Source organism: Pseudomonas sp. S3_C06 (assembly GCF_054667675.1).
The window spans coordinates 4114415-4138783 of record NZ_CP162747.1 but is presented as its reverse complement, the minus strand read 5'-3'; the positions used below and the strand labels follow the sequence as shown (position 1 = coordinate 4138783).

Here is a 24369-nt window from a genome sequence, read left to right as displayed (position 1 = left end):
GGTCGGACAATACCGGGATTTTTTATTCCCGGACAATAACGTTTATTCAGCTTCATATTCCATTTTGTTCATGTTGAACGAAACGGTTACAACGCCGCACTCAGACGAATCAGCAAATCTTTCAATGCCTTACGTTCATCGACGCTGCCGCCGATGTTGATTTGTGCAACCAGTCGCTCGATCTGAAGCTGCGGCCCAGACACCTCGGGCAGATTCAGGTGCTCCGGCAGAATCTCGTCACCGGTACTCACCAACAACGCAAAGTGAATGACGTTTTCCAGCTCGCGGGTGTTGCCCGGCCAGCTGTGTTGTTCGAGCACGTGTTGTGCCGCCTCGCTGATCAGCGGCACCGGTAGATCCAGACGCTGGCTATAAATGCCGAGGAAATACTCGGCCAACGAAAGAATGTCGCCAATACGCGCGCGCAAGGCGGGCAGTTCCAGTTGCCCTTCGCTCAAGTAGTGATAGAGCCGCTCATGAAATTTGCCAGCGTCCACTGCTTGCGCCAGATCGATGCTGGTCGCCGCGACCAGGCGCACATCCACCGGACTCGGTTGATGTGCACCGACACGGGTGACTTCGTGGTTCTCCAGGGCGGCGAGCAGTTTGATCTGGATCGGCAGCGGCAAATCGCCGATTTCATCGAGGTACAGCGTGCCGCCGTTGGCCGAACCGAACCAGCCTGCACGGCTGCTGGCCGAGCCGCTGTAACTGCCGGCGGCGTAGCCGAACAGTTCGGCATCGGCGTAGGTCGGGCTGATCGCACCGCAATTGACCGAAACGAACAGCCCGCTGCGGTCACTGGCGCGATGGATGTGCCGGGCGAGCAATTCTTTACCCGTGCCGGTCTCGCCACGGATCAATACCGAGGTCGAACGCGGCGCCAATTGCTCCAGCTCTTCACGCAACTGACGCGAGCGTGGGTCGACAAACACCAGCGCTTTGGCGCGAATGCTCAGGGGGCTTTTTTCCGCATCGGGAAAGGTCAGCAATGGCTGACCGAAGGTTTCAAAACTCATGGCAGACTCCCGCCCAAAACCGCCGGGAGACGGGGGCGTTGAAAGATAAAAAATCAGGCGCGACGGCGAGCGTGGTGTTCCATGCGGTTTTGCAGACGATAGAGATAGGCAAAACCCTGCTCCCAACGCTGATGCCCGGACTTGACGTTGATGTGCCCGGCACCGGCGAGAATCCCCGCCTCGGCGCCCCAATTGCGCGCCAACTCCAGAGCGCGCGGTGCGCTGACGGCGGCGTCGTTGTCGGAGCTGACGACCTGGCTTGGGAACGGCAGCAGATCAGTCGGAATCGGTGCGAAGTTACGCAGCGCCGGCGCGCAGGCCGGGCGCTCGACATCGGCCGGCGCAACCAGCAAGGCGCCGCGTACCTGACGCAGGTATTGCAGCGGCGCAGTGGCTGCCCAGTGGGCAACCGTGACGCAGCCAAGGCTGTGAGCAATAAGGATCACCGGCGTACTGTCGGCGGCAATCGCCTCGGCCAGTGCCGCAACCCAGTCTTCACGACGCGGCGTCAGCCAATCGGCCTGTTCGACCCGCGCACTGTTGGGCAGGCTGTTCTGCCAGTGGCTTTGCCAATGATCTTCTGGCGATCCTTGCCAGCCCGGCACAATCAGGTAGCGGATTGATTCGTTGCGCATGGGGAGCTCTCCTGCGTCGTGTCTGTTCCTGAACGAGTATAGGGAGGGGATTTATATTCGTTAAGGAATAAGAAGCTATTTATTAAGATCTGAATTGAATATGAGATTTATGCATGGCTTGAAATCTTTTTCCCCCTCACCCCAGCCCTCTCCCCCAAGGGGGCGAGGGGGAAAGGGAGCCGATCTATGCGGTTTTCAGATTTGGAGTTCGACTGGATATTTCAGGTCGGTGTAACTCGTAAGAACAACGCGATCAGTCCCCTCTCCCTCCGGGAGAGGGCTAGGGTGAGGGGCTTTGCTTCTAATGCCAGAAATAAAAAAAAGGGCCGCACCCTGCCAAGGAGACGGCCCCGGAAAAACGTAAATCCTGTTACCGCGCAGTAATCACCGACAACTTGGTAATCCCCGCCCGCTCAATCGAAGCCATCGCTCGCGCCACTTCGCCGTAATTCACCCCGTCATCGGCCTGCAATTGCACGCGCACTTCCGGGTCCTTGGCCTTGGCCGACTTGAGGTTGAATTCCAGCAAGTCCGGTTGAATCTCATCCTTGTTGATAAACAGTTTGCCGGCACCATCAATGCTCACCACCAGCGGATCCTTCTGCTCGACCGGCGCCACCGCTTCGGTCTTCGGCAGGTTGATCGGGATCGCATTGGTCAGCAGCGGCGCGGTGACGATAAACACCACCAGCAGCACCAGCATCACATCCACCAGCGGGGTCACGTTGATCTCGCTGAGCACCTCGTCACTGTCTTGCGTGGAGAAGGCCATATCAGGACGCCTCCTTCACTTTTGCCGAATTGCCGGTTGCTGCAACCTTGTGCGCGGTCGGATGAATCAGCACACGGAACGCACTCTTCTGCGCCAGGCTGTAGAAGTCGTGGGCGAAGTCGTCCAGATCCGCCGCCGTCAGTTTCAACCGACGCAAAAAGTAGTTGTAAACCAGCACCGCCGGCACCGCGACGGCGATACCCACGCCCGTTGCGACCAGTGCCGCACCGATCGGCCCAGCCACCGTTTCCAGGCTCGCCGAACCGGCCGCGCTGATTCCCTTCAACGCTTCCATGATTCCCCACACCGTGCCGAACAAACCAATGAACGGCGACGTACTGCCAATACTGGCGACCACTGCCAGACCGGTTTCCAGCGAACGCCGTTCGCGAACGATCTGCTGACGCAAGGCGCGCTCCAGTCGATCCTGATGGTTGATCGCCTGGCTCAAATCATTGGTCTGCGGCGCCTCGCCCACCTGAATCGCCGCGTAACCGGCCTGTGCCACCCGCGCGGCTGCGCCGGGTTGGGTCTCGCTCAATTCAGCGGCGGAATCCAGACTCGACGCCGCCCAGAAACGTTTATGAAAACGCCGGTCCTGCGCCTTCAGACGCCCGAACTGCCAAGCCTTGAGTAATGCCAGGCCCCAAGTGGCGACGGAAAAAACCACCAGCAGCCAGATCACCGCGCTTTCGATGGATTCCAGTGGAGATGCCAGTAACGTCATGATGTATTCCCTCGTGTAAACGTTTCGCGCGAATTTGGTTTCGGTTTAATGAATCTTGAAATCGATGGGCACGCTGACCCAGCCGTCCTGGGCGACATCACCCTGCTTGGCCGGGACAAAACTCCAACGTTTCACGGCATTCAGCGCCGCGTCGTCGAGCTGTTGCCGGCCACTGCTTTTGGCTATCTGGATCTCGCCCGGTTTACCGCTGGCAAGCACATGTACGCGCAGCAACACCGTGCCCTCCCAACCGCGACGCTGGGCCAGCGACGGGTATTCCGGCGCCGGGTTTTTCAGGTACGCGGCATTCGCTGATGCCGGGGTTACCGGTGCCGGCGCGGGAGGCGCAGGTGGCGCTGGCGCTGCAACCGGAGCGGCCGGTTGTGGCGGCGCCGGTGGTTGCTCGACCGCTTTCGGTGCTGGTTTGGGTGCCTGTTTAACCACCGGTTTGGGTTTCGGAACGGGTTTTGGCGGCGGCGGTTTTACCGCCAGTTCGTCTTCTACCGGCGGTGGCGGTTCAACCACTGGCGCAGGTGGCGGCGGCTCGACAACCGGTGGCGCTGGCGGTGCCGGGCGCGAGAACTCGATGGTCATCGGCGGAATTTCCGGCGGCACGATCGGCAGCACCGGCGTCGGCTTCTGGCTGATCCAATAGATCACCGCGCCATGCACCACCAGCGCGAGCACGCCGAGCAGAATTGTTTCGCGCCGACTCAGAATGCCCTTGGGCGCACGCTGCAAACGCAACTGCCCCAACGGCACACGATGCGGCCGGCCGAGATCGACCAACTCGCCACCCGGCGTCTGACGCCACAGCAATTCCTCTGCGCTGGCGGCGGTCTGGACATTGCCCATTGATTCACTCCCTGCGGTCTTTTTGCGTTCTCTACAAAAACTGCCGATCAACCGTTTTGTTGAATCCCCCACGGCGAATCGATGGGTGAATCATTGGGCTTGACGCTTATCTCCGAAAGTAATCTTTAACGTTATGCATAGGCTTTTATGGAATATATGAATTGATCAATTTCGCCAAAGCCACGTGCCACGGGGGCTGCAGCGATAGGTGAAAAAGTGCATGCTTTTCAGGCATTAAAAGTATTCATGCAACGCATCAACTACGACTCACACGGTTTTGCAGGACGACTAATACCAAGTAGATAACTGATGATAATTTTTCCTGAATAACAAAAAAGGCCGGAGCACTTTCGTGCACCGGCCTTTTAAACTTTTAAACAAGACTACTGTTTGACGAATTCCCCGCCCAGGGTCACCACATCACCATCGAAGTTTGTACGGGAGCCGGCAGCGCGCAATTTTGCATAGTTATGATCCGGCGAAAACAGTGCCCATGCCTGATAACCGCTATTACCATTCTGAGCAAGTACTGCAATGGTGGTCGGGTTACCGGTACTGTTCTGGAAATGGTAGTTTCCATAACGGATGTCGTAATTCACACCACCCTGACTCAACGTTCCGCTGAACGAGCCGTTGGAATCATTACCATCGGTAATCACCAGCTTGGCGCCAGAGTTGGAATTGACATAAGTGCCATTAATGCTCGACATGATTCGATTTCCTTTATCGTTGGGATAAGTGTCTTCCGATGAGAGCAAGTTTCCTCCTGGAAACTCACGACAGTCAGGATGGTTGGACATTCAATTATTGTCCACGCGGGCAACTAACTAAATTGCAATATGCACTGTTCAACCCGGTCATAACTTATCGCCGTTCGTTCGAGCACTAATTCCAATTCAACTAACGACTGGCATTGGTTTGCTGCACACCGAGAACCGGGGCATTAACCGCCGTCTCGGAGCGTGGCGTGCCCGTTGGCACCCAGTCATAACTCACAGGCAGCGCCCGATACACCCAGTTGCTGATCGCGTCGCTGCCCGGCGCTTTGCCGAGATAGGGGCTGACGTATTCCCAGACGTTTTCACCGCTGCTCGTCACCTGGAAAAACCGCCCGTTCATGCCTTCGTCGATCAGCGTGTTGCCGTTGGGCAAGCGCCGAGCACTGCTGATAAACGAACTGTAGAACGCCCAGCCCGGCTGCTTCGAATTCGCCGCGCTGTACTGCCAGACGATTTCATTTTTCACCGGATCGATTTCCAATACCCGCGAACCGGAAATCAGCCCGAGGGTGACGTTCGGATAACCCGCCGAACCCTGGTTATCGAATACCAGCACGTTACCGGCACCGGGCAATCCGGCTGGAATGATGTGCGCATCATGCTGGCCGACAAACTGATCCACCGGACGCGGTAGTTTCTGTGCAGTCTTCGGGTTGATCAGCGGCAAATTCGGTCCGAGACGCCAGACCACTTTGCCGCTGCTCTTATCGATGATCGCGATGAAGTTGGCGTTGCGTGAATCAATCAGCAGGTTGTCCGGATTGAAGCGTTTGTCACCGGCATCGAACCACTTGTTCGGCCCGACCAGACTGAGGTTGTTGATGTGCAGGTAATCCGGATTTTCACTGGCACGCACCAGTTTCAACTGCTCGGCGGTGAAGCCGAATTCATTGAGATGTTCCGAGGCCAGCCACTGCCATTTCACCGCACCGTCGGGACTGACTTCATAGATTGCATCGTCGATCACCTCAGGGACTTTGAAGCCTTTGACCTTGTGCACCTTGTTCGCCAGCACCACGGTGTTGCCGTTGCTCAAACGGCGCTGATCATGGTGCTGTTGCGCCGCTCCACCGGGCGCCTTGTCGCCCCACTGCCAGACGACTTTGCCATTCCAGTCCAGCTCGCCGACGCTCTGATTGCCCAAACCATTGCCGGCCGAACCGAGTTTGCCGGGATCCTTTTCACTCAGTTGCAGCAGCACGTGACCGCGCTCGCCGCCGACCAGTTTCGGATCGATGATCGCTGACGGGAAACCTGCCTGCGGCCAGGTTTTCACCTCGTTACCGTTCATGTCGATCAGGTGTGTCTGTTTGTCGGCGCCGCTGAAAATCACGTACTGGTTGAACGCCTTGTTCGGGTCGTAACGAGTGACGCCCGTCGGGTAAACACTCGGTGCGGCGAAGGCGCCGGCACTGAGCACTGCGCCGGACAGCAACACCGGCAAAGCGGTTTTGATACGCAACATGATGCAGCTCCTTGAGTGACGAATCAGAAGTCGTAGCGACCGGTGACGCCGAGGGTGCGCGGTGTGCCGAGCAGGCCTTCATAGCCGCCGTTGCCGCCCGTCCACAGGGTCGTGTAGTAGGTTTTGTCGAAGGCGTTTTTCAGCCACAGCGAGACGTCCCACTGACCTTGGTTGAAGTCGCCGCGCAGGCCGGTGGAAAAGTTGACCACGGCGTAACTCGGGATCTGCCCGTAGTCGGAATCCTCGACCGTACCGACGGCTTTCGAACGGAATGCATAGCTCGCGGTGACGTAAGGTTCGAAGCCGTTATCCAGATTCCATTTGTATTCGCCGTTAGCGTTACCGATCCACTTCGAGGCGCCGACCACTTGATGGCCGCTGAGGTCGCAAGACGCTGGAGCGCCCGGCGCCTGGCTGACTTCCGGCGGGCAAGGGGCATCTTTGTACGAGAGGTAGCTGACGTCGTTGTAGGAGCCGTTGATGTTCAGGGTCAGGCCGCGCAGCGGGATCACCGTGCTTTCGAACTCGACACCGCGCGAGCGCACGGAGCCGGCGTTGGTCAGGTATTGCACGCGGTTTTCGGCGTCGTAGGCGTTGGTCTGGTAAGCGTTGACCTGCGTCCAGAACACGTTGGCATTGAGTTGCAGACGGTGATCCCACAGCGTGCTTTTGAAACCCAGTTCGGCGTTGTTCGCACGTTCGGTGCCGATCAGCAACGAATCGGCGCCGGCCACCGGTGCGGAACCGACGGCGAGGTTGACCCCGCCGGATTTCTCGCCGTGGGACAGCGTGGCGTAACCGAGCACATCATCGGTGATGCGATAGCTGAGGTTGAGCAGCCCGGAGGGGCTGGAGCTGTACTGGTTCAAATCACCGGAATCGTAAGCGCCGGCACGCCCGCGTCGCGCCGTGGCCGCCGCCCCCGTGACCGTCGCGCCGCCGACCGGGGCATCGCGCGTGACCCAAGCGGATTTTTCTTCATAAGTGCCACGCACCCCGGCGGTGAAATCCAGCCGCTCGGTGAGGTGCCATGTGCCCTGGGCGAACAGCGCAAAGCTGTCGGTCTTGATATGACCGTTGCCAACACTGGTGACGTTGGCCAGCGCACCGGCCGGCGTGCCATTCCAGATATCGGCTTGCGGGCCGTAATAGGCGAAGGATTTGTTGTCCAGATCCGAGCCGAAGTAGTAGGCGCCGACGACGTAATCGAAGAACTCGCCCTTGGGCGAGGCCAGGCGAAATTCCTGCGAATACTGTTTGTCCTCCACTGACACCCCAGCGTTGTAGCTCGCCGGCACGTTGAGACCATCGTCGTTGCGCGGGGTGAAATTCCAGAAGCGATAGGAGCTGATCGAAGTCAGCGTGAAATCGCTCGGAAGCGTCCAGTTAGCCTCCACCGAAGTGCCGCCCTGATGCACGGTGACATGCTGGTCGTTGTCCAGATTGACCTTGCGGTGTGAGCCGTTGACCAATGTTGCGCCGGCCGCGTTGGCGCGCGACTGGTACAGGTTGACGCCGTTGATGGTCGGCCCGGTGTTGTAGAGCACACGGGTGCCGGCGCTGGAATCCTCTTCGTTGTAGTCGCCGATCCAGCGCAGGTTGAAATCTTCATTGGGCTTGAACAGCAGTTGCGCGCGGAAGCCCTCGCGCGAGCCGCCATTCAAATCATGGCCGTCGTATTCGTTTTTGATGTCGCCGTCACTGCGCGTGCGGTACGCCGAAAAACGCCCGGCCAGTTGATCGTTGAGCGGGCCGGAAATGGTGCCCTTGGTCTGGAAATAACCGTCCTCGCCCACCGAGGTTTCGATGCTGCGCTCAGGGGTGAAGGTTGGCGCGCGGGTGCTGATGTTGATCACCCCGGCGGTGGTGTTTTTGCCGAACAGCGTGCCCTGCGGACCACGCAAGACTTCGAGCTGTTCGATGTCCATCAAGTCAAACACCGCCATCCCCGGACGACCCAGGTAGACGTTGTCGATGTACAGACCAACGCTGCCTTCAAGACCATCGCTCGCAGGGTTGTTGCCAAGGCCTCGGATCGACACGCTGGACTGGCGTGCGTGCATGTAGGCGACGTTGACGCTGGGCACCAATTGCTGCAAATCCTGAATCCGGTAGACCCGTTGCGTCTCCAGATTCTGCCCGCTGACCACGCTCATTGGCGTCGGTACGTCCTGCGAACTTTCTTCGCGGCGGCGGGTGGTGACGGTCACGGTTTCGAGTTGCGAACTGTTGGCGGCAGGCTTGCCGGCCGGCACTGGCGCCGGGGTTTCAGAATCGGCGGCGTAGCCGTGAGTCCAGCTCGCGCTCCCTGCCAGCAACAGGGCCAGAGGCAGGCGTTTGAGCCGTCGTGGCGTTAAGGGTGACGCAAGGTTCAACGGACTCATGGCGCGGCTCCTGGTCAAAAAACACACAGACATCTTCAGCGCTGCATATTCTTTTAAGTTATTTATTTATGTATTTACAGATATTTACTGCATAAGAGATTGCCTTTATAAGGAGTCGACCTAATGCATATCCAATGCATTTCCCGGATATTTTTTATGTGAAAAATGCATATCGACTTGCGCCAACTTCGTCACTTCATCGCCCTGGCTGAACAACGCAGCTTCGTCGCCGGCGCGCAGGCGGTGAATCTGTCGCAGTCAGCGTTCAGCCGCAGCATTCAGGCGCTGGAACACAGTGTCGGCTGTCAGTTGGTTGATCGCGGGCGCAAGGAATTACCGCCGACCAAACAGGGCCAGGTGCTGCTCGAACACGCGCGGCGACTGGTCAGCGGCGCGCAGCAGATGGCCAACGAGATCAGCCAGTTCAATGGCCTGGAGGCGGGGGAATTGCGCTTCGGTTGTGGGCCGGCGCCGGCAGCGGGTTTGATCCCTCGGGCGATTGGCAGCTTCATCGGGCGCTATCCGAAAGCGCGGGTGCAGTTTCAGGTGGATGATTGGCAGAGTCTGAGCAAGCGACTGATGAGCGAGGAATTCGAGTTCTTTGTCGCGGACACACGCTACTTCGAGGCGGATCCGGATTATCTGACGCACCGGTTGCGGCCGCGTAAATGGCATTTCTGTTGCCGTGCGGGGCATCCGCTGGCGGCTTTCGATAAGGTCAGCGCCGAGCAGTTGATGAGCTATCCACTGGCGGTGAGCATTCGTCCGCCGAACTTGCGAAAAGTCATTGTCGATCTCAGTGGACGGCCGGATTTCACCCCGAATGTCGAGTGTGAAAACAGCTCCAGCCTGCTCAGCGTGGTGCTGCGCTCGGATGCAATCGGGATTGTCGGGGCGTATTCCGATGCGCTGCATCAAGCCAAGGGAGAGTTGGTGTGTTTGCGCATTGAAGGATTGGCCGATGATCTTGAGGAGTTGTACACCCGCTATGGGATTGTCAGCCGCGCGGGGTATCGGTTGTCGCCGTTGGCCGAGGCGATGATTGAGCAGATCAAGACGATTGATGCGGTGGATGAGGAGGTCTGTTCACTGGACGGACTCGCTGTCTGATCTACCGCTATCGCGAGCAGGCTCACTCCTACATTTGAAATGCGCTCACCTGTAGGAGTGAGCCTGCTCGCGATGGCGTCAGTGCAGGCACCGATGCATTTCCTGCATAAAACCCATTCTCCAAATGCACTTGCCGAACACCCTCACGCCTAGCGAAATACCTCGCCTGTCCCATAGACCGGTGAACCCCATGCCCACCCCGCCAAACCCCGTGCGCAACGTGCTGTACATCATGTGCGACCAACTGCGCCGCGATTACCTGTCCTGCTACGGTCATCCGCATTTGCACACCCCAAACATCGATCGACTCGCTGCTGCCGGCGTACGTTTCAGCCGCGCCTACACACAAGGCACGATCTGCGGCCCGTCGCGGATGTCGGCTTATACCGGGCGCTATGTGAGCAGCCATCAAGTCGCGTGGAACGCCGTGCCGTTGCCGCTGGAAGAACTGACCATCGGCGACTATCTGCGCCCGCACGGCATTCGTACTGCACTAGTCGGCAAGACCCACGCGACGGCGAATGTCGATGCCTTGCAACGTCTGGCGATCAATCCCGATAGCGAACAAGCCGAAATCCTCAACGAAGTCGGCTTCGAACCCTACATGCGCCACGACGGCATCTACCCCGACGACCCGCTGTTCGACGACAAACGTGAATCCGCACCCTACACCCATTACCTGCGCGAACACGGTTTCGACGGCAAAAACCCCTGGCACGACTGGGCAAACGCCGCCGAAGGCGAAAACGGTGAAATCCTCAGCGGCTGGCAAATGCGTCATGCGAATTTGCCAGCACGAATTCCCGAGCAACACTCAGAGACTGTCTACACTACAAATCGAGCCATCGACTTCATCACCGAGCAAGGCGAGAAATCGTGGTTTTTACATCTCTCCTATATCAAACCGCACTGGCCCTACATCGTACCAACGCCGTACCACGCCTTGTACAGTACGAAATCGATTCTCGAAGCGGTCCGCGCGACGCCCTCCGAAGCCAGCAAACACCCCGTATACACTGCTTTTCGCCAGCATGAGGAAAGCCTCAACTTTTCCCGCGATTCAGTACGATTGACTGTAATCCCTACGTACATGGGCCTGATCAAGCAGGTGGATGATCAACTCGGACGGCTGTTCGATTTTCTGCAAAGCAACGGACGCTGGGATGACACGCTGATCGTGTTTACCAGCGATCACGGCGACTTCCTCGGCGATCACTGGTTAGGCGAGAAGGAGTTTTTGCTGGAGCAGGCGGTGGGGGTGCCGTTGATCGTGCGCGACCCTCGGGTGGCGGCAGATGTCACGCGCGGAACGGTGGATGATCGGCTGGCGGAAACCATTGATGCGTTGCCGACGTTTCTTCAGGCACTGGGATTGCCGGGGGCAGAGCATCGGCTTGAAGGGCGTTCCTTGATCCCGCTTCTACACGGTGAAAATCCGGACTGGCGCCGCTATGCAATCAGCGAATACGACTATGCCTTTCAAGCGCCGGCGCGGGAGCGTCTGGGTCAGCCGATCGACCGTTGCCGCATGACCATGGTGCGCAGCGAGCGTTGGAAATACCTGGCTTACGACGGCTTTCGACCGCAGTTGTTTGATCTGTTGAATGATCCGCAGGAGCTGCGTGATCTGGGGGATGACCCGGCGTATGCGGCGGTGCGCGAAGAGCATGCGGGGTATTTGTTTGAGTGGGTGCGCGGGTTGAAGCGGCGTACGACCATCAGTCATCAGGAGGTCGACTTGCGCGGGCAGCGGTTTCGTTATGGAGAGCCGGAAGCCGAGAAGGTTGTTCAGATTGGGGTTTGGTAGCTTTAAGAGCCCCTCACCCTAACCCTCTCCCAGAGGGAGAGGGGACTGACCGAGTTGTTTTTTAGCTATACGCCGACCTGAAATATCAAGGTTGAACTCAGGCTCGAAAAGCCCCCAATCGGCTCCCTCTCCCTCTGGGAGAGGGCTGGGGTGAGGGGCTGTTGATCTTCAGTCACGACCTTTGATGGTTTGACTGCGCTGCCCATTCGCGCCCACCGGGACTTCACCCTTGAGCGTCACCCGACGCACCACCCGATCCTGCGTACCGTAATCATCAATCGCATAATGCTGCGTCGAGCGGTTATCCCAGATCGCCACATCACCGGCCTTCCAGCGCCAGCGCACGGTGTTTTCCTGGCGGATGACATGGCTCTGCAGCAAGCCGAACAAGTGCGCCGAATCCGCCTGCGAATAACCCTTGATGCGTTTGACGAAATGCCCCAACAACAAGCTCTTCTCACCGCTGATCGGGTGTACCCGCACCACCGGGTGCTCGGTCTCGTAGACGGTAGAGGTGAAGACCTTGCGATAGCGCTCCAGCTTCTCGGCAGAGACGTCCGGCTTGGCGCTGGCGTAGTCGTATTCGTTGCTGTGCACGGCGACCAGTTTGTCGGCCAGCTCACGCAGCTCGGTTGGCAAGCCGTTGTACGCCGTCGCGGTGTTGGCCCACAGGGTGTCGCCGCCGAATGCCGGGGCCACCACCGAGCGCAGGATCGAGGCTTTCGGGTAGGCGTCGACGAAGGTCACGTCGGTGTGCCAGGAGTTGGCGCGCTGGCCCTCGGCACCGTCCAGCTCCAGTAGATAACGCGTGCCTTCGCGAGACGGCACGGTCGGGTGCGCCACGGGTTCGCCGAGCAAATGGGCGAAGGCTTCCTGGCGCTGATCATCAAGCTGGGTCTGCTCACGGAAGAACACGACTTTGTACTCAACCAACGCCTGCTGAATCGCTTCGACGGTGGCGGCGTCCAGCTCACCGGACAAATGCACGCCACGGATCTCGGCGCCGATACGGCCGGCCACCGGATGGATTTCCAGCGCGTGGACAGCGGGTTTAACTGCGAGTGCGGCATTGCTCATGGGTAGACCCTCATCGACTGCTTACGGTTTGGACGGCAGCGAAACAACGCTCTATCTATATTCCATTTACATCTAATAGATATTCACATGCTTCGTTGACGGAATAAGAGCTTGCATTTAAAACCTCTAGCAACCCTCGTCGCAAATGCCTTCGAGCTATTTTTAGGATGCCGGAAAAGCATATGGATCTTCGCCAGTTGCGTTACTTCATCGCCCTCAACGAACACCGCAGTTTTGTCCGTGCGGCGGACGCGATGGGCATCACTCAACCAGCGTTCAGCCGCAGTATTCAGGGGCTCGAGCAGGAGTTCGGCTGCGTGTTGGTAGATCGCGGCAACAAGGATCTGCGCCCCACGCCCGAAGGCCAGGTGGTGCTGCAACACGCCCTGAGCCTGGTGCAGGGCGCAGCCTTGCTCAGCGCTGAAGTGACGCAGATGACCAAGCTCGATGCCGGTGAAGTGCACTTCGGTTGCGGCCCGGCGCCGGCGGTGAAACTGGTACCGGACGCCGTGGCGCAATTCATCAATGCGCACCCGAAAGTGCGCACCTGTTTTCAGGTGGATAACTGGGAAAAACTCAGCCGCGCACTGAGCCGTGAAGAGATCGAATTCTTCATCGCCGACATCCGCCATTTCGAGTCCGATCCCAACTTCCAGACCCAGGCACTGACGCCCAAACGCGGCGTGTTTTTCTGCCGGCCGGGGCATCCGCTATTGGCCAAGGAAAGCCTGTCGACCAACGACATGTTCGACTACCCGTTGGCGACGACGCTGATCCCACCGGGCATTCGAAAATTGCTGGCGAACCTCAGTGGCCGCATCGATTTTTCCCCGACCATCGAGACCGAGCATTTTCCGGCGCTGGTAAAAGTGGTGCTGCAATCGAATGCGATTGGCGTCGGTACGGAAGAGGCGTTTGTCGAGGACATTGCCAAGGGTTCGCTGGTGTTGCTGCACTGGCGAAATTTGCCGCAGAACCTGGAGAGCATGAATGCGCGGTGCGGGATTGTCAGTCGCACCGGATTTCGGCTGTCGCCGGCGGCGCGGGCGATGATCGAGACGTTGGTCGCGGTGGATCGGCAGGAGGTCAGCGTCGCCGTTTAGGGCCCTTTCGCGAGCAGGCTCGCTCCCACAATAAGAATGCATTTCCCTGTGGGAGCGAGCCTGCTCGCGAAGAGGCCAGAGCAGGCGCTAAAGATTCAGAGCTTGGCCGCGGCCAGCTCAGGCGCCACCCAATCATTCACCTTGAACGGCTTGCGAATCAGCTTCTGCTGCGCCGCCAGATCGACTTTGTCCTGCAAGCTGCCAAGGAACACCGGATCCAGCGTCGACGGGAACACTTCGCTCAATTTCTGATCCTTCAGATCTTCGGTGAGGATTACCGGCGGATAACTCGCCAGCCCCGAAACCAACTGCACATAGGCAGCCTTGTTGCTGTCCTGGGTCAGCCACTCCACTGCCTGCTGCTGCGCCTTGAGCAATTTAGCCACCGCCTCCGGATGTGCATCGACAAACTTGCCGGTGCCGACCAGAACCGATTGGACGCTGCCAGCACCGCCGAGATCTTTGGTGTTGAGCGGCAACTCGGCCAAACCCTTGATCTGCAATGCTGCCAACCCGGAACTGCCCCACGATGCATCGATCTGCTTCGCTGCCAGCGCAGCGGTCGCGCCAGTGAAGTCGAGGTTGATGACTTTCAGATCCTTCTCGCTCAAGCCCTGGCTGGCCAGTGCCGCATCAAACGACAACTGCGTTGCGGTGCCCCGAAAGATCGCCACGCGCTTGCCTTTCAAATCCTGCAGGGTCTTGATTCCGGAGCCCGGCACCACGCCCAGATACTGCTTCACCCCACGCGCCGTGGCACTGAGCAAGCGGGTGTCGAGGCCATTGGACTTGCCGATGATTGCCGCCAGATCGCCCAGATACGCCAGATCAACCTGGCCATTGGCAAATGCCTCGTTGATCACCGGCCCCGCACCTTTGAAGAAACTCCACTGAATCTTGATGCCCTGATCGGCAAAGGCTTTTTCGAGGATCTGCTGATCACGCAATACGTCGACCACCCCGCCGCCGCTGTGCTGGGTGCCGGCACTCAGGTCGGGCACGGCGATTCTGATTTCCTTGAGTTCGTCAGCGTGGGCGGTGAACGCCAGCAGGCCCGCCAGAGCAGGAACGGCAAACAGACTGAAAACACGTTTGAAGGGGAGGTTCATGGGTGCAGCTCCTTGATCACGACAGGCGTTGAGGAGCCGAAAGTAGGCCGAATGAATACCTTCGCTTAAATACTATAAATGCACATTTTTATAGCTTTTAACGCTAAGCAAGCAACAACGGGGCTTGCAGCGGCGTATGCATTAACAGCATCGAAAATATTCTTCGAATGCATTGGATGCGTGTGGGCTGGAAGCCTTAAATGGCCTCGCTTATCTCTTAAAAGAATTCATATCGATATTGTTATAACTTTTTGTTTTTAGCTAATTCCGCTAAAGATCTTGAGCCAACCCGACAACGGAGGTCACCCATGGCCCGCCAATCCTTGCTCAGTCTCCCGCTCCCCGCGCCGCCGCTGAAAAGCCGCCGTACCTGGCCAAGCCTGAACCAACGTCTGTTGCCGTGGCTGTTGCCCCTCAGCCTGTTCGCGCTGTGGTGGCTGGCCGCGCGCAATGAGTGGATGAGCGAACAGATCCTGCCCGCGCCCTCACTGGTGTGGAACAGTGCTGTCGAGTTGTCGCAGGGCGAGCTGTGGAGCCATTTGTGGATCAGTCTGCAACGTTTGTTCTGGGGCCTGCTCGCGGGGGTTTCTGCGGGGGCATTGCTCGGTGCAGCGCTGGGATTCAGTCGTCGTCTTGAACGCTTGATCTTCCCGACCTTCGCCGGGCTTTCGCAAATACCGACGCTGGCGTGGATTCCACTGTTCATGGTGTTTTTCGGTATCGGCGAGGTGCTGAAACTGGTGGTGCTGATCAAAGCGGTTGTGGTGCCGGTGACCCTGCATACGCTGGTCGGCGTGCGTGACGCCCAACCGAAATTGCGTGAAGCCGCCGCGGTTCTGCGTCTGCCGCCGCACTTGCTGGTGCGCCGCCTGGTGTTGCCCGCTGCTCTTCCCGCGTTTATGGCTGGCGTGCGTCTGGCACTGGCCGCCGGGTGGACCTCATTACTGGCGGTCGAACTGCTGGCCTCCAGTGAAGGCATTGGTTACCTGATGGTCTGGGCGCGACAGCTGTTCATGCTCGATATCGTTTTCGTCTGCATCGTGGTGATCGGGTTGATTGGCGTGGCAATGGATCGCGGCATCGGTCTGCTGGACAAAAAACTGGTGCACTGGCCGCATCCGGCCACCGCCGAAATTCGTCGCGGCCCGCGTTATGACGGCTGGCAGCGTCTGCAGCCGTGGCTGCTGCCGCTGGGCTTGTTGGCGCTGTGGCAATTGGCGAATGAACTGCAGTGGGTCGATGCCAACATTCTGGTCAGCCCGCTGGCCGTTTTGAGCACGGCATGGGACGGCCTGCTTGATGGCACGTTGATCAGCGGTATGGCCCTCAGCCTCGGTCGCACCCTCGGCGGTTTGCTGTTGGGCGGCGGACTCGGTTTCGCCCTCGGTTTGCTGCTGGGCTTGTCGCGCACCAGCGAACGACTGCTCGGTCCGACCCTCGCCGCCCTTCGCCAGATCGCCATTTTCGCCTGGGTGCCGCTGCTCACCGCGTGGTTCGGTCTGGGCGAACTGGCGAAGTGGGTGTTCGTCGCCCTCGCCGCGTTCTTTCCGCTGTTTATCGCCACGCAACGCAGCGTCGCCAACCTGTCGCCACAACTCAACGAAGCCGCACAAGTGTTGCGCCTGAGCCTCGGCCAACGCCTGCGTCGACTGGTGTTGCCGGGCGCTGCGCCGGGGATTTTCGCAGGCCTCAGATTGAGCCTGATCTACGCCTGGCTCGGCACCATCGGTGCGGAATATTTCATGCCGTCCAATGGCGGCATCGGCAGCCAGATGATCGGCGCACAACAGTTGTTGCGCATGGATCTGATCATGGCCGGCATGCTTTTCGTCGGTCTCACCGGCGCCCTGCTCAACCTCATTGGCCAACGCCTGGAAATTCGCGCGACCCGCTGGAGACACGCATGAACGCACCGATTGTCAGCTTTAAACACGTAGGCAAATCCTTCGACGTCGACGGTTTCGAACTGGAGGCGATTCGCGAATTCAACCTGGACATTGCCGAAGGCGAATTCGTCGCCATTGTCGGTTCCAGCGGCTGCGGCAAATCTACCTTGCTGCGTTTACTGGTGGGTCTTGATACGCAGTTTCGCGGGCAGATCACAGTCGACGGCAAAGCCGTCAGCGGCATCGGCGGCGAGCGCGGCATCGTCTTTCAGGAGCACCGTTTGTTTCCGTGGCTGACCGTCGCCGACAACATCGGCCTGGGCCTGGTCAACGAGCCGCTGAGCGCTGCGCAGAAGCAACAACGGATCAACGACTTCATCGAGCTGGTCGGCCTGCGCGACTTCACTCGCGCCTATCCGCACCAGCTCTCCGGCGGCATGGCGCAGCGTGTGGCGATTGCTCGCGGCCTGGTTGCCAGTCCGCGCATTCTGCTGCTCGACGAACCGTTCGGCGCGCTCGATGCACTCACCCGTCAGCAGATGCAGGACGAGCTGTTGGCGATCCGTGACCGCGCGAAAATCACCACGATCCTCGTCACCCATGACGTCGAAGAAGCGATCTTCCTCGCCGACCGCGTGGTGGTGATGGAGCCGCGTCCGGGGCGGATCAAGCAAGTGGTCGACATCGCCCTGCCGCACCCGCGCCAGCGCAGCAGTTTCGACTTCCATCAGCTGCGTGAAGAGCTGCTGCACGAGCTGACCAGTGACGACCATTACCAACCGAGCGTGCCGGTGCAGATCCGCGATCTGCCGCTGACGTTCATTGCCTGCTGAACAGGAGTTTTGCGATGCCGCAACGTCCCAATTTTCTGGTGATTCTGGCCGACGATTTAGGCTTCTCCGATATCGGCGCGTTCGGCGGCGAAATCGCCACGCCGCACCTTGATGCCCTGGCCAACAATGGCCTGCGCCTCACCGATTTTCATACCGCACCGACCTGCTCGCCGACCCGCTCGATGCTGCTCACCGGCACCGATCACCACATCGCCGGCATCGGCACCATGGCCGAAACGCTGACGCCGGAACTGATCGGTAAACCGGGTTATGAGGGCTATCTCAACGATCGCGTGGTGGCGCTGCCGGAGTTGCTGCGCGAGGCCGGTTATCAAACATTGATGAGCGGCAAATGGCACCTCGGTTTGAAGGCTGAACTGGCGCCCCATGCGCGGGGTTTCGAGCGCTCGTTTTCGCTGCTGCCGGGCGCGGCCAACCACTACGGTTTCGAGCCGACCTACGATGAGCAAACACCCGGTCTGCTGAAATCCACTCCGGCGCTGTACATCGAGGACGATACTTTCCTTGATGAATTGCCGAAGGACTTTTATTCCTCCGATGCCTTTGGCGACAAGTTGCTGCAGTACCTCAAGGAACGTGACCAGACCCGGCCGTTCTTCGCTTATCTGCCGTTCTCCGCGCCACACTGGCCGTTGCAGGCACCGGCCGAGATCGTCGAAAAATACCGTGGCCGCTATGACGCCGGCCCTGAAGTGCTGCGTCTGGAGCGCTTGGAAAAACTCAAATCCCTCGGTCTGATCGAACAGGACGTCGAGCCGCATCCGCTAATTCAGTTGACCCAACAGTGGGACGCATTGAGCGAGGAGCAAAAACAGATTTCCGCACGGGCCATGGAGGTCTACGCGGCGATGGTCGAACGCATGGACTGGAACATCGGTCGGGTCGTCGATTACCTGCGCCAGCAAGGGCAGCTCGATAACACCTTCATCCTGTTCATGTCTGACAACGGTGCCGAAGGCGCGCTGCTGGAAGCGTTCCCCAAATTCGGTCCGGAACTGGTGACGTATCTCAGCCAGCATTACGACAACAGCCTCGACAACATTGGCCGGGCCAACTCATATGTCTGGTACGGGCCGAACTGGGCGCAGGTGGCGACCGCGCCATCGCGGTTGTTCAAGGCGTTTACCACTGAAGGCGGGATTCGCGTGCCGGCGCTGTTGCACTATCCGCAGCTGGCGATCAAAGGGCAGATCAGCCATGGTTTCGGCACGGTGATGGACATCACGCCGACGATTCTCGATCTGGCCGGTGTGCGTCATCCGGGCAAGTTGTGGCACGGTAAACCGGTGGCACCGCTGCGTGGCAAATCCTGGTTGGGATTCTTGTCGGGTGAGACTGCGCAGGTGCATGACGAGCACACGGTCACGGGTTGGGAATTGTTTGGCCGAAGGGCGATTCGGCAGGGGTCTTGGAAAGCGGTGTGGATCCCGGGACCGGTCGGGCCGGCGACTTGGCAGCTTTATGATTTGGCCAGCGATCCGGGAGAGATTCATGATCAGGCGGTTAGTCAGCCGGAGAAGCTCAGCGCGTTGATCGGGCATTGGCAGCAGTATGTCGAGGAAACCGGGGTTATTCTCAGTGAGTCGCCGTTTCAGCCGGATTGAGGCGAAGATCAAAAGCCCCTCATCGGAACGCCGCCCGCCCACCCCTCTCCCGGAGGGAGAGGGGGTCGACCGAGGTGTCTTTCGTTATACATCGACCTGAAAAATCGGGTCGATTATGGATTCACTGAGGAACATTCAGGTCGGCGTACTTCCCCAATATCCCCCAATCGGTCCCCTCTCCCTCCGGGAGAGGGCTAGGGTGAGGGCGCCTTCTGTCAGGCCTCCACCGCCTCCCCAGACACCGCAACTTCATCCCGACGAACAAACCGGTTCGCCCGCCCGAACGTCCCAAAATCATTAAACCGAACCCCCATCTCACGCATCACCTTATGCGCCACCGGCAGGGTCATCTGGCGAATGTAAAACGGCTCCTTCACGACAAAATGATGGATCCCGTGACTGCTGCCAAAATTGAAGCAGAACGCCTGCAACGGCCACAGCCACCAAGGGTTGAGCACCTGACACTGCTGCAACACATTGCCCGGCTCGACATCGCCGTAGTAATGCATGTTCGAGCTGATGAAGTGCAGGCAAAAGGTGCGCAACACGTTCGGGCCGATGATCACCACGGCGGCGATATCGATCACCTGCATCACCGACAACGTCGTCGCTGACCATTCGATCGGCGAGCCCAGCAGATAGGCGATGCCATTGGCCGCGTGAAAACCGAGAAACACATACCACGCGCCCCAATGCACCAGCGCCAGCGGCGCATACACCTTCAACGTGCGCTTGATGATGCTGAACTTGTGCGCCCAGGTCTTGGCCCGCAGCATGCGGATGAACGCTGACATGACGTTGTCGCCAACCATCAGCAAGCGCGCGAAGCCCCACGGCTCGCCGTTGGTGATCGCGCGTTCTTCCATGTCGGTTTCTGTGCCAGAAACCTTGTGATGATTGAGGTGCAGATGCCGACGAATCCATGGATTGATCGTGCTCGGCCGCGCCAGCCACACCAAGCCCATCATCAGATTGTGCGGCACGCGCTGCTTGCGGAAATACATGCTGTGGATCAGGTCGTGTTCCAGTTCATGGGTCAGCGACGCGAAAAACGCATTGAGCAACAGGCACGCCCACCACGCCATGTGGCCGCTGATGTACAGTGCCGCCGAACCAATCATCCCGATCAGGGCAAAGGCCAGAATCCCCGCACCCAGCGCATCCTGATGCTTGAGAATCGGGTAGCGCTCGCGCAATTCGACGCCTTTGGCCAGCACCACTTGGCGAATATGCGCTGATCGCTGGGCCGCATTGTGTCGCTGGGGACTTGCAGAAGTACCGTCCATGCTTCCATCCTCGGGTTTATGATGTTCGCATCGTGCCTCGCCAAGGCTTCAATTGCGGTAGCCGAGAACGCCAACCTGTTGACCGGAAGCGCCAATCAGCATGAAGGAACCGACCTCCCTCGCCAGCTGGACCCGTGCCTTGCGCAAGCAACTCGATGCGCTGGGGCTGGACAGCATTGCCCTGTGCCAGCAGGCCGGGCTCGACCCGAATTTGATGGACGACCCCAACGCGCGTTATGCGCTGTCCGGCACCACGCGCCTGTGGGAAATTGCCGTGCAGGTCAGCGGCGATCCGGCGATTGGCTTGCGTGTGTCACGTTTTGTCAGCCCGACCACGTTCCATGCCCTCGGTTATGCGCTGGTCGCCAGCGGCAGTTTGCGCGAGGTGTTCGAGCGCATCGTGCGCTATCACCCGGTGGTCAGCGACGCGCTGGAACTGGAGCTGAGCCGCAGCGACGACCGCTATCAATTCCGTCTGAAAATTCCGTCAGGCAATCCGGCGCCGGCCTTCGAAGCCATCGATGCGTTTACCGCGATCTACGTGCGCACCTGCCGCAATCGTCTTGGTCGCGATTACGCGCCACTGGCGGTTTATCTGCGCCGCCCGGAACCGAGCGATGCGCACCAATGGCACAAGGTCTTCCGCGCCCCAGTGCATTTCGGCTGTGCCGAGGATCGCCTGGAGTTCGCCCTCGCCGACTTCGACAGCCACCTCGACGACGCCAACCCGGAACTCGCTGAACACAATGAAGCCGTGCTCAAACGCACCATGGCCCAGCTCAAACCGCTGACCTGGGAGCGCAAGGTGCGCGATGCCATTGAAGAGCAATTGCCGGAAGGCGAGCCAAGCGCAGAGCGGATAGCCCAGGCGTTGCACCTGAGTTTGCGCAGCCTGCAAAGGCATCTGGCGGATGAGGGTTGTCGCTTCGACACGTTGCTCAATGAGAGCCGCGAGAATCTGGCGTTGCTGCATCTGCGCGATCCGCAGTGCTCGTTGAGTGAGGTGAGTTATTTGCTCGGGTTTGCCGACACCAGCAGCTTCAGCCGCGCGTTCAAGCGCTGGACGGGGCTGACGCCTGGGCAGTTTCGTGATGGGTTGCGCTGACTGATTCCAGGGTTGGGTCGTCAGCTCCCACGCCTTCGCGAGCAGGCTCGCTCCCACATGTGAAACGCATTCCAAATGTGGGAGCGAGCCTGCTCGCGAAGACGTCCTTCAATTCACCACAAAACCCAGCTCAAAAACCGTACCCGCCGCATCACTGTTCACCCACACCTGCCCTCCATGCAACAGCATGATCGATTGCACGATCGCCAATCCCAACCCACCCGAATCCCCCGGCTCCGCGCGCGAAGGATCAACGCGGTAGAACCGGTCGAACAGCTTGCCCAGATGCTCCGACGCAATTGTCGGCCCGAGGTTGTGCACCTGCAACCAGCACCAACCCGCCTCATCGCGGCGACGCAGGCTGATCACGGTTCCGGAGTCAGCGTGGCGCACGGCATTCGCCAGCAAGTTGCCCAGCGCACGTTGCAACAGTTGCTGATCGGCAAGCAGTTCGCCATGCAGTCGATTGTCCAGCCGCAGATCGCGGTCATCCGCCAAGGCTTCAAAGTAATCACACAGCTCACCGCCAACGCTGTGCAAATCCAGGATTTGCAGATTCAGCGCCCTCTCGGCCTGTTCTGCGCGGGCAAGGAACATCAGGTTTTCCGCCATGCGCTTGAGCCGTTCGAATTCTTCCATGTTCGACGCCAGCACTTCCTGATACTCCTCGGTACTGCGCGGATGATTCAGCGCCTGACCGTTGCTCGCCAACAAGGTGTGCAGCGGCGTACGAATCTCGTGGGCGAGGTCGGCGGAGAACTGCGACAGGCGCTGCACGCTGTCGTCCAGCCGCGCCAGCATGCCGTTGAGCGCCTGCACCGGTTCGAGCAGTTCGGCAGGCGTGCCGTTGGCGGGCAAGCGTTGATCGAGGCTGCGCAGATCGATGCCGCGTACCGCTTCGCTCAACTGCCGTAACGGTTGCAGACCCCGGCGCAACAACAGCAAGCCCAGGGCAAAGGCGAGCAACGCGCCTAGTCCAACGGAAAGGTACAAGCGCAAGCGATAGCTACCGAGCATCTGCTCGCGTTCACTCAGCACTTTGCCGGCGATAACCGTCAGCGGCTCACCGTCCGGTCCTTGTGCATCGCCGGATAACAGGGCCAGTTCGGCACCATCCGCAGCCTGCCAGGTCAGCACATCGCGGCGCTGCGGCGCCTGCTCGCGGGGGATCGCGTTCAGCCTCGGTAGATCGCGTTGACGTGGGTTGATGGCGATCACACTGGAGCCATCGGCGCGGCGCACCAATAGCAGGCTGTCGAGATTGCCGAGCATGTTCTGATACAGCCGCGGCCGTGCCTGCAAGGCATCGAGGCTGTCGCTGTCGGCGAGCAAGGCGCGCACTTGCTCCAGTCGTCCAAGCAATGCGAGGTCGTCGCGGTAGGCGATTTCCGAGGCCAGCGAGCGGTAGAGAAATACGCCGATAGCACTCAACACCAAGGCGCAGACCAATGCGAACGCCAGCGCCAGGCGCCAGGCGATCGACCTAGAGCGCATCGTCGGGCGCTTCCAGTTGATAACCGACACCGCGCACGGTGTGGATCAGTTTCGGCATGTAGGGATCATCGACTTTGGAGCGCAAACGACGCACTGCAACCTCGACCATGTTGGTGTCGCTGTCGAAATTCAGGTTCCACACCTGCGAGGCGATCAGTGTGCGCGACAGCACTTCGCCCTGGCGACTGGCGAGCAGTTGCAGCAGGGCGAACTCCTTGTTGGTCAGGGTAATGCGCTGACCACCGCGACTGACGCGGCGGCGCAGCACATCGATTTCCAGATCGGCAATGGTGTACGACTCCGCTTCGCGCATTGGCCCGCGCCGCAGCAACGTGCGTACCCGCGCGAGCAGTTCGGCGAAGGCGAAGGGTTTCAGCAAGTAATCGTCGGCGCCCAGTTCGAGCCCGCGCACGCGGTCTTCGATGGCGTCCTTGGCGGTCAGGAACAATACCGGCGTGGCGCCGCGCTGACGGATCAGTTGCAGCAATTGCCAGCCATTAAGGCCAGGCAACATCACGTCGAGGATGATCAGGTCGTATGCCTGCTGCTCGATAAAGTAGCGCCCATCGAGGCCATTGAGCGCCACGTCCACGGCAAAACCCGACTCGCCCAGGCCCTTGGCGAGGAAATTCGCGGTTTTGGCTTCATCTTCTACGACCAGCAAACGCATGGCACACCTCGATTATTCAGACACACAGGCTAGGCGCCTTCGGCGGCGTTGCCCATTACAAACTTGTAATCAGACTGACGAGGTTCTGACGAAGACCACCGATTAAGGTGGCGACCTTCGCTTTTGGAGCCTGTCCATGACCGTCAAATACTTCGTTGCAAGTCTGATGATCGGCCTCAGTGGCGTCGCTGTCGCCAGTCCTGAGCTGCCGCGTCACGCTGATCTCGACCTGAAAACTGCACGGCTGCTCGCCGACATGGCAATGGCCAACTGCACCGGCACGGTGTCGGTGCTCGATCGGGGCGGCAATCTGTTGGTGGCCCTGCGCGGCGACGGTGTCGGTCCGCACAACACCGCCGCCAGCCAACGCAAGGCGTATACCGCGCTGTCGACCAAAACCGCCACCCGGTTGTTCGCCGAACGTGCTCGCAGCAATCCGGAAACCGCCAACCTCAACACCCTCGATGAATTGCTGCTGCTTGGCGGCGGAATTCCGCTGTTCCTCGGTTCTGAACTGGTGGGCGCCATGGGCGTGGCCGGTTCCGGTGGCGGTGAGCAAGACGAAAACTGTGCGATCAAGGCTGCCGGAAAAACCGGTCTGGCCACTACCCGTTCCCAATAAGGAGAC

General features: G+C 59.4%; 21 protein-coding genes. 8 read left to right on the top strand and 13 right to left on the bottom strand.

Going from position 1 to position 24369, the window contains the following annotated elements:
• Positions 1 to 86: 86 nt before the first annotated feature.
• From AB4N44_RS18420 to AB4N44_RS18385, 8 genes are all read right to left on the bottom strand, one after another.
• Positions 87 to 1019, bottom strand: coding sequence for a sigma 54-interacting transcriptional regulator (locus AB4N44_RS18420; protein WP_127925414.1), 933 nt, complete (start codon positions 1017 to 1019; stop codon positions 87 to 89).
• A gap of 53 nt (positions 1020 to 1072) precedes the next feature.
• Entirely contained in the window at positions 1073 to 1654 is a 582-nt protein-coding gene (locus AB4N44_RS18415; RefSeq protein WP_077570156.1) for an alpha/beta hydrolase, read from the bottom strand.
• 370 nt (positions 1655 to 2024) lie between these two features.
• Positions 2025 to 2426 carry an ExbD/TolR family protein gene (locus tag AB4N44_RS18410; RefSeq protein WP_003220570.1) on the bottom strand — a complete coding sequence of 134 codons (402 nt, stop codon included), beginning with the start codon at positions 2424 to 2426 and terminating at the stop codon, positions 2025 to 2027.
• Between the two features lies 1 nt (position 2427).
• Entirely contained in the window at positions 2428 to 3153 is a 726-nt protein-coding gene (locus tag AB4N44_RS18405) for a MotA/TolQ/ExbB proton channel family protein (RefSeq protein ID WP_150750232.1), read from the bottom strand.
• A gap of 45 nt (positions 3154 to 3198) precedes the next feature.
• Positions 3199 to 4008 (bottom strand): energy transducer TonB, encoded by an 810-nt coding sequence (locus AB4N44_RS18400; RefSeq protein ID WP_007919146.1) that lies wholly within the window; start codon positions 4006 to 4008, stop codon positions 3199 to 3201.
• Positions 4009 to 4391: 383 nt separating this feature from the next.
• Positions 4392 to 4718, bottom strand: coding sequence for a hypothetical protein (locus AB4N44_RS18395; protein WP_150776598.1), 327 nt, complete (start codon positions 4716 to 4718; stop codon positions 4392 to 4394).
• 190 nt (positions 4719 to 4908) lie between these two features.
• Positions 4909 to 6252 (bottom strand): aryl-sulfate sulfotransferase, encoded by a 1344-nt coding sequence (locus tag AB4N44_RS18390; protein WP_460108106.1) that lies wholly within the window; start codon positions 6250 to 6252, stop codon positions 4909 to 4911.
• Positions 6253 to 6275: 23 nt separating this feature from the next.
• Complete coding sequence (locus AB4N44_RS18385; protein WP_316917432.1) at positions 6276 to 8636, bottom strand: TonB-dependent receptor; 2361 nt, start codon at positions 8634 to 8636, stop codon at positions 6276 to 6278.
• A 165-nt stretch (positions 8637 to 8801) separates the two neighbouring features.
• On the opposite strand from AB4N44_RS18385, the gene AB4N44_RS18380 reads away from it, so the two are divergent.
• The gene (locus AB4N44_RS18380) at positions 8802 to 9746 is read left to right on the top strand and encodes a LysR family transcriptional regulator (protein ID WP_127925408.1); all 945 of its coding nucleotides are present in this window, start codon (positions 8802 to 8804) and stop codon (positions 9744 to 9746) included.
• Between the two features lie 190 nt (positions 9747 to 9936).
• Positions 9937 to 11553, top strand: a complete 1617-nt coding sequence (locus AB4N44_RS18375; RefSeq protein ID WP_460108110.1) for an alkaline phosphatase family protein — start codon at positions 9937 to 9939, stop codon at positions 11551 to 11553.
• 168 nt (positions 11554 to 11721) lie between these two features.
• Here the strand turns inward: AB4N44_RS18375 and AB4N44_RS18370 are convergent, their stop codons facing one another.
• Positions 11722 to 12630, bottom strand: coding sequence for a TauD/TfdA dioxygenase family protein (locus AB4N44_RS18370; RefSeq protein WP_127925406.1), 909 nt, complete (start codon positions 12628 to 12630; stop codon positions 11722 to 11724).
• A 182-nt stretch (positions 12631 to 12812) separates the two neighbouring features.
• On the opposite strand from AB4N44_RS18370, the gene AB4N44_RS18365 reads away from it, so the two are divergent.
• Positions 12813 to 13733: a LysR family transcriptional regulator gene (locus AB4N44_RS18365; RefSeq protein ID WP_007917649.1), complete on the top strand. Its 921-nt coding sequence runs from the start codon at positions 12813 to 12815 to the stop codon at positions 13731 to 13733.
• A 95-nt stretch (positions 13734 to 13828) separates the two neighbouring features.
• Here the strand turns inward: AB4N44_RS18365 and AB4N44_RS18360 are convergent, their stop codons facing one another.
• Positions 13829 to 14842 (bottom strand): ABC transporter substrate-binding protein, encoded by a 1014-nt coding sequence (locus AB4N44_RS18360; protein ID WP_150750239.1) that lies wholly within the window; start codon positions 14840 to 14842, stop codon positions 13829 to 13831.
• Positions 14843 to 15150: 308 nt separating this feature from the next.
• On the opposite strand from AB4N44_RS18360, the gene AB4N44_RS18355 reads away from it, so the two are divergent.
• The 3 genes from AB4N44_RS18355 to AB4N44_RS18345 are packed head-to-tail and all read left to right on the top strand — an operon-like array spanning position 15151 to position 19186.
• Entirely contained in the window at positions 15151 to 16749 is a 1599-nt protein-coding gene (locus tag AB4N44_RS18355; RefSeq protein ID WP_460108112.1) for an ABC transporter permease, read from the top strand.
• Entirely contained in the window at positions 16746 to 17561 is an 816-nt protein-coding gene (locus AB4N44_RS18350; RefSeq protein ID WP_150750241.1) for an ABC transporter ATP-binding protein, read from the top strand. Before AB4N44_RS18355 ends, AB4N44_RS18350 begins: the two co-directional genes overlap by 4 nt.
• A 14-nt stretch (positions 17562 to 17575) precedes the next feature.
• The gene (locus tag AB4N44_RS18345) at positions 17576 to 19186 is read left to right on the top strand and encodes an arylsulfatase (RefSeq protein WP_460108115.1); all 1611 of its coding nucleotides are present in this window, start codon (positions 17576 to 17578) and stop codon (positions 19184 to 19186) included.
• A 215-nt stretch (positions 19187 to 19401) separates the two neighbouring features.
• On the opposite strand, the gene AB4N44_RS18340 is transcribed toward AB4N44_RS18345, so the two are convergent.
• Entirely contained in the window at positions 19402 to 20472 is a 1071-nt protein-coding gene (locus AB4N44_RS18340; RefSeq protein ID WP_460108118.1) for a fatty acid desaturase, read from the bottom strand.
• 100 nt (positions 20473 to 20572) lie between these two features.
• On the opposite strand from AB4N44_RS18340, the gene AB4N44_RS18335 reads away from it, so the two are divergent.
• Positions 20573 to 21577 carry an AraC family transcriptional regulator gene (locus AB4N44_RS18335; RefSeq protein ID WP_316917428.1) on the top strand — a complete coding sequence of 335 codons (1005 nt, stop codon included), beginning with the start codon at positions 20573 to 20575 and terminating at the stop codon, positions 21575 to 21577.
• Positions 21578 to 21685: 108 nt separating this feature from the next.
• On the opposite strand, the gene AB4N44_RS18330 is transcribed toward AB4N44_RS18335, so the two are convergent.
• Both AB4N44_RS18330 and AB4N44_RS18325 read right to left on the bottom strand, forming a co-directional pair.
• Positions 21686 to 23071, bottom strand: a complete 1386-nt coding sequence (locus AB4N44_RS18330; protein WP_460108121.1) for a heavy metal sensor histidine kinase — start codon at positions 23069 to 23071, stop codon at positions 21686 to 21688.
• The gene (locus AB4N44_RS18325; protein ID WP_460108123.1) at positions 23061 to 23741 is read right to left on the bottom strand and encodes a heavy metal response regulator transcription factor; all 681 of its coding nucleotides are present in this window, start codon (positions 23739 to 23741) and stop codon (positions 23061 to 23063) included. The genes AB4N44_RS18330 and AB4N44_RS18325 overlap by 11 nt, the downstream gene beginning before the upstream one ends.
• 136 nt (positions 23742 to 23877) lie before the next feature.
• Between AB4N44_RS18325 and AB4N44_RS18320 the strand changes: the two genes are divergently transcribed.
• Positions 23878 to 24363, top strand: coding sequence for a GlcG/HbpS family heme-binding protein (locus tag AB4N44_RS18320; RefSeq protein WP_460108126.1), 486 nt, complete (start codon positions 23878 to 23880; stop codon positions 24361 to 24363).
• Positions 24364 to 24369 lie beyond the last annotated feature (6 nt).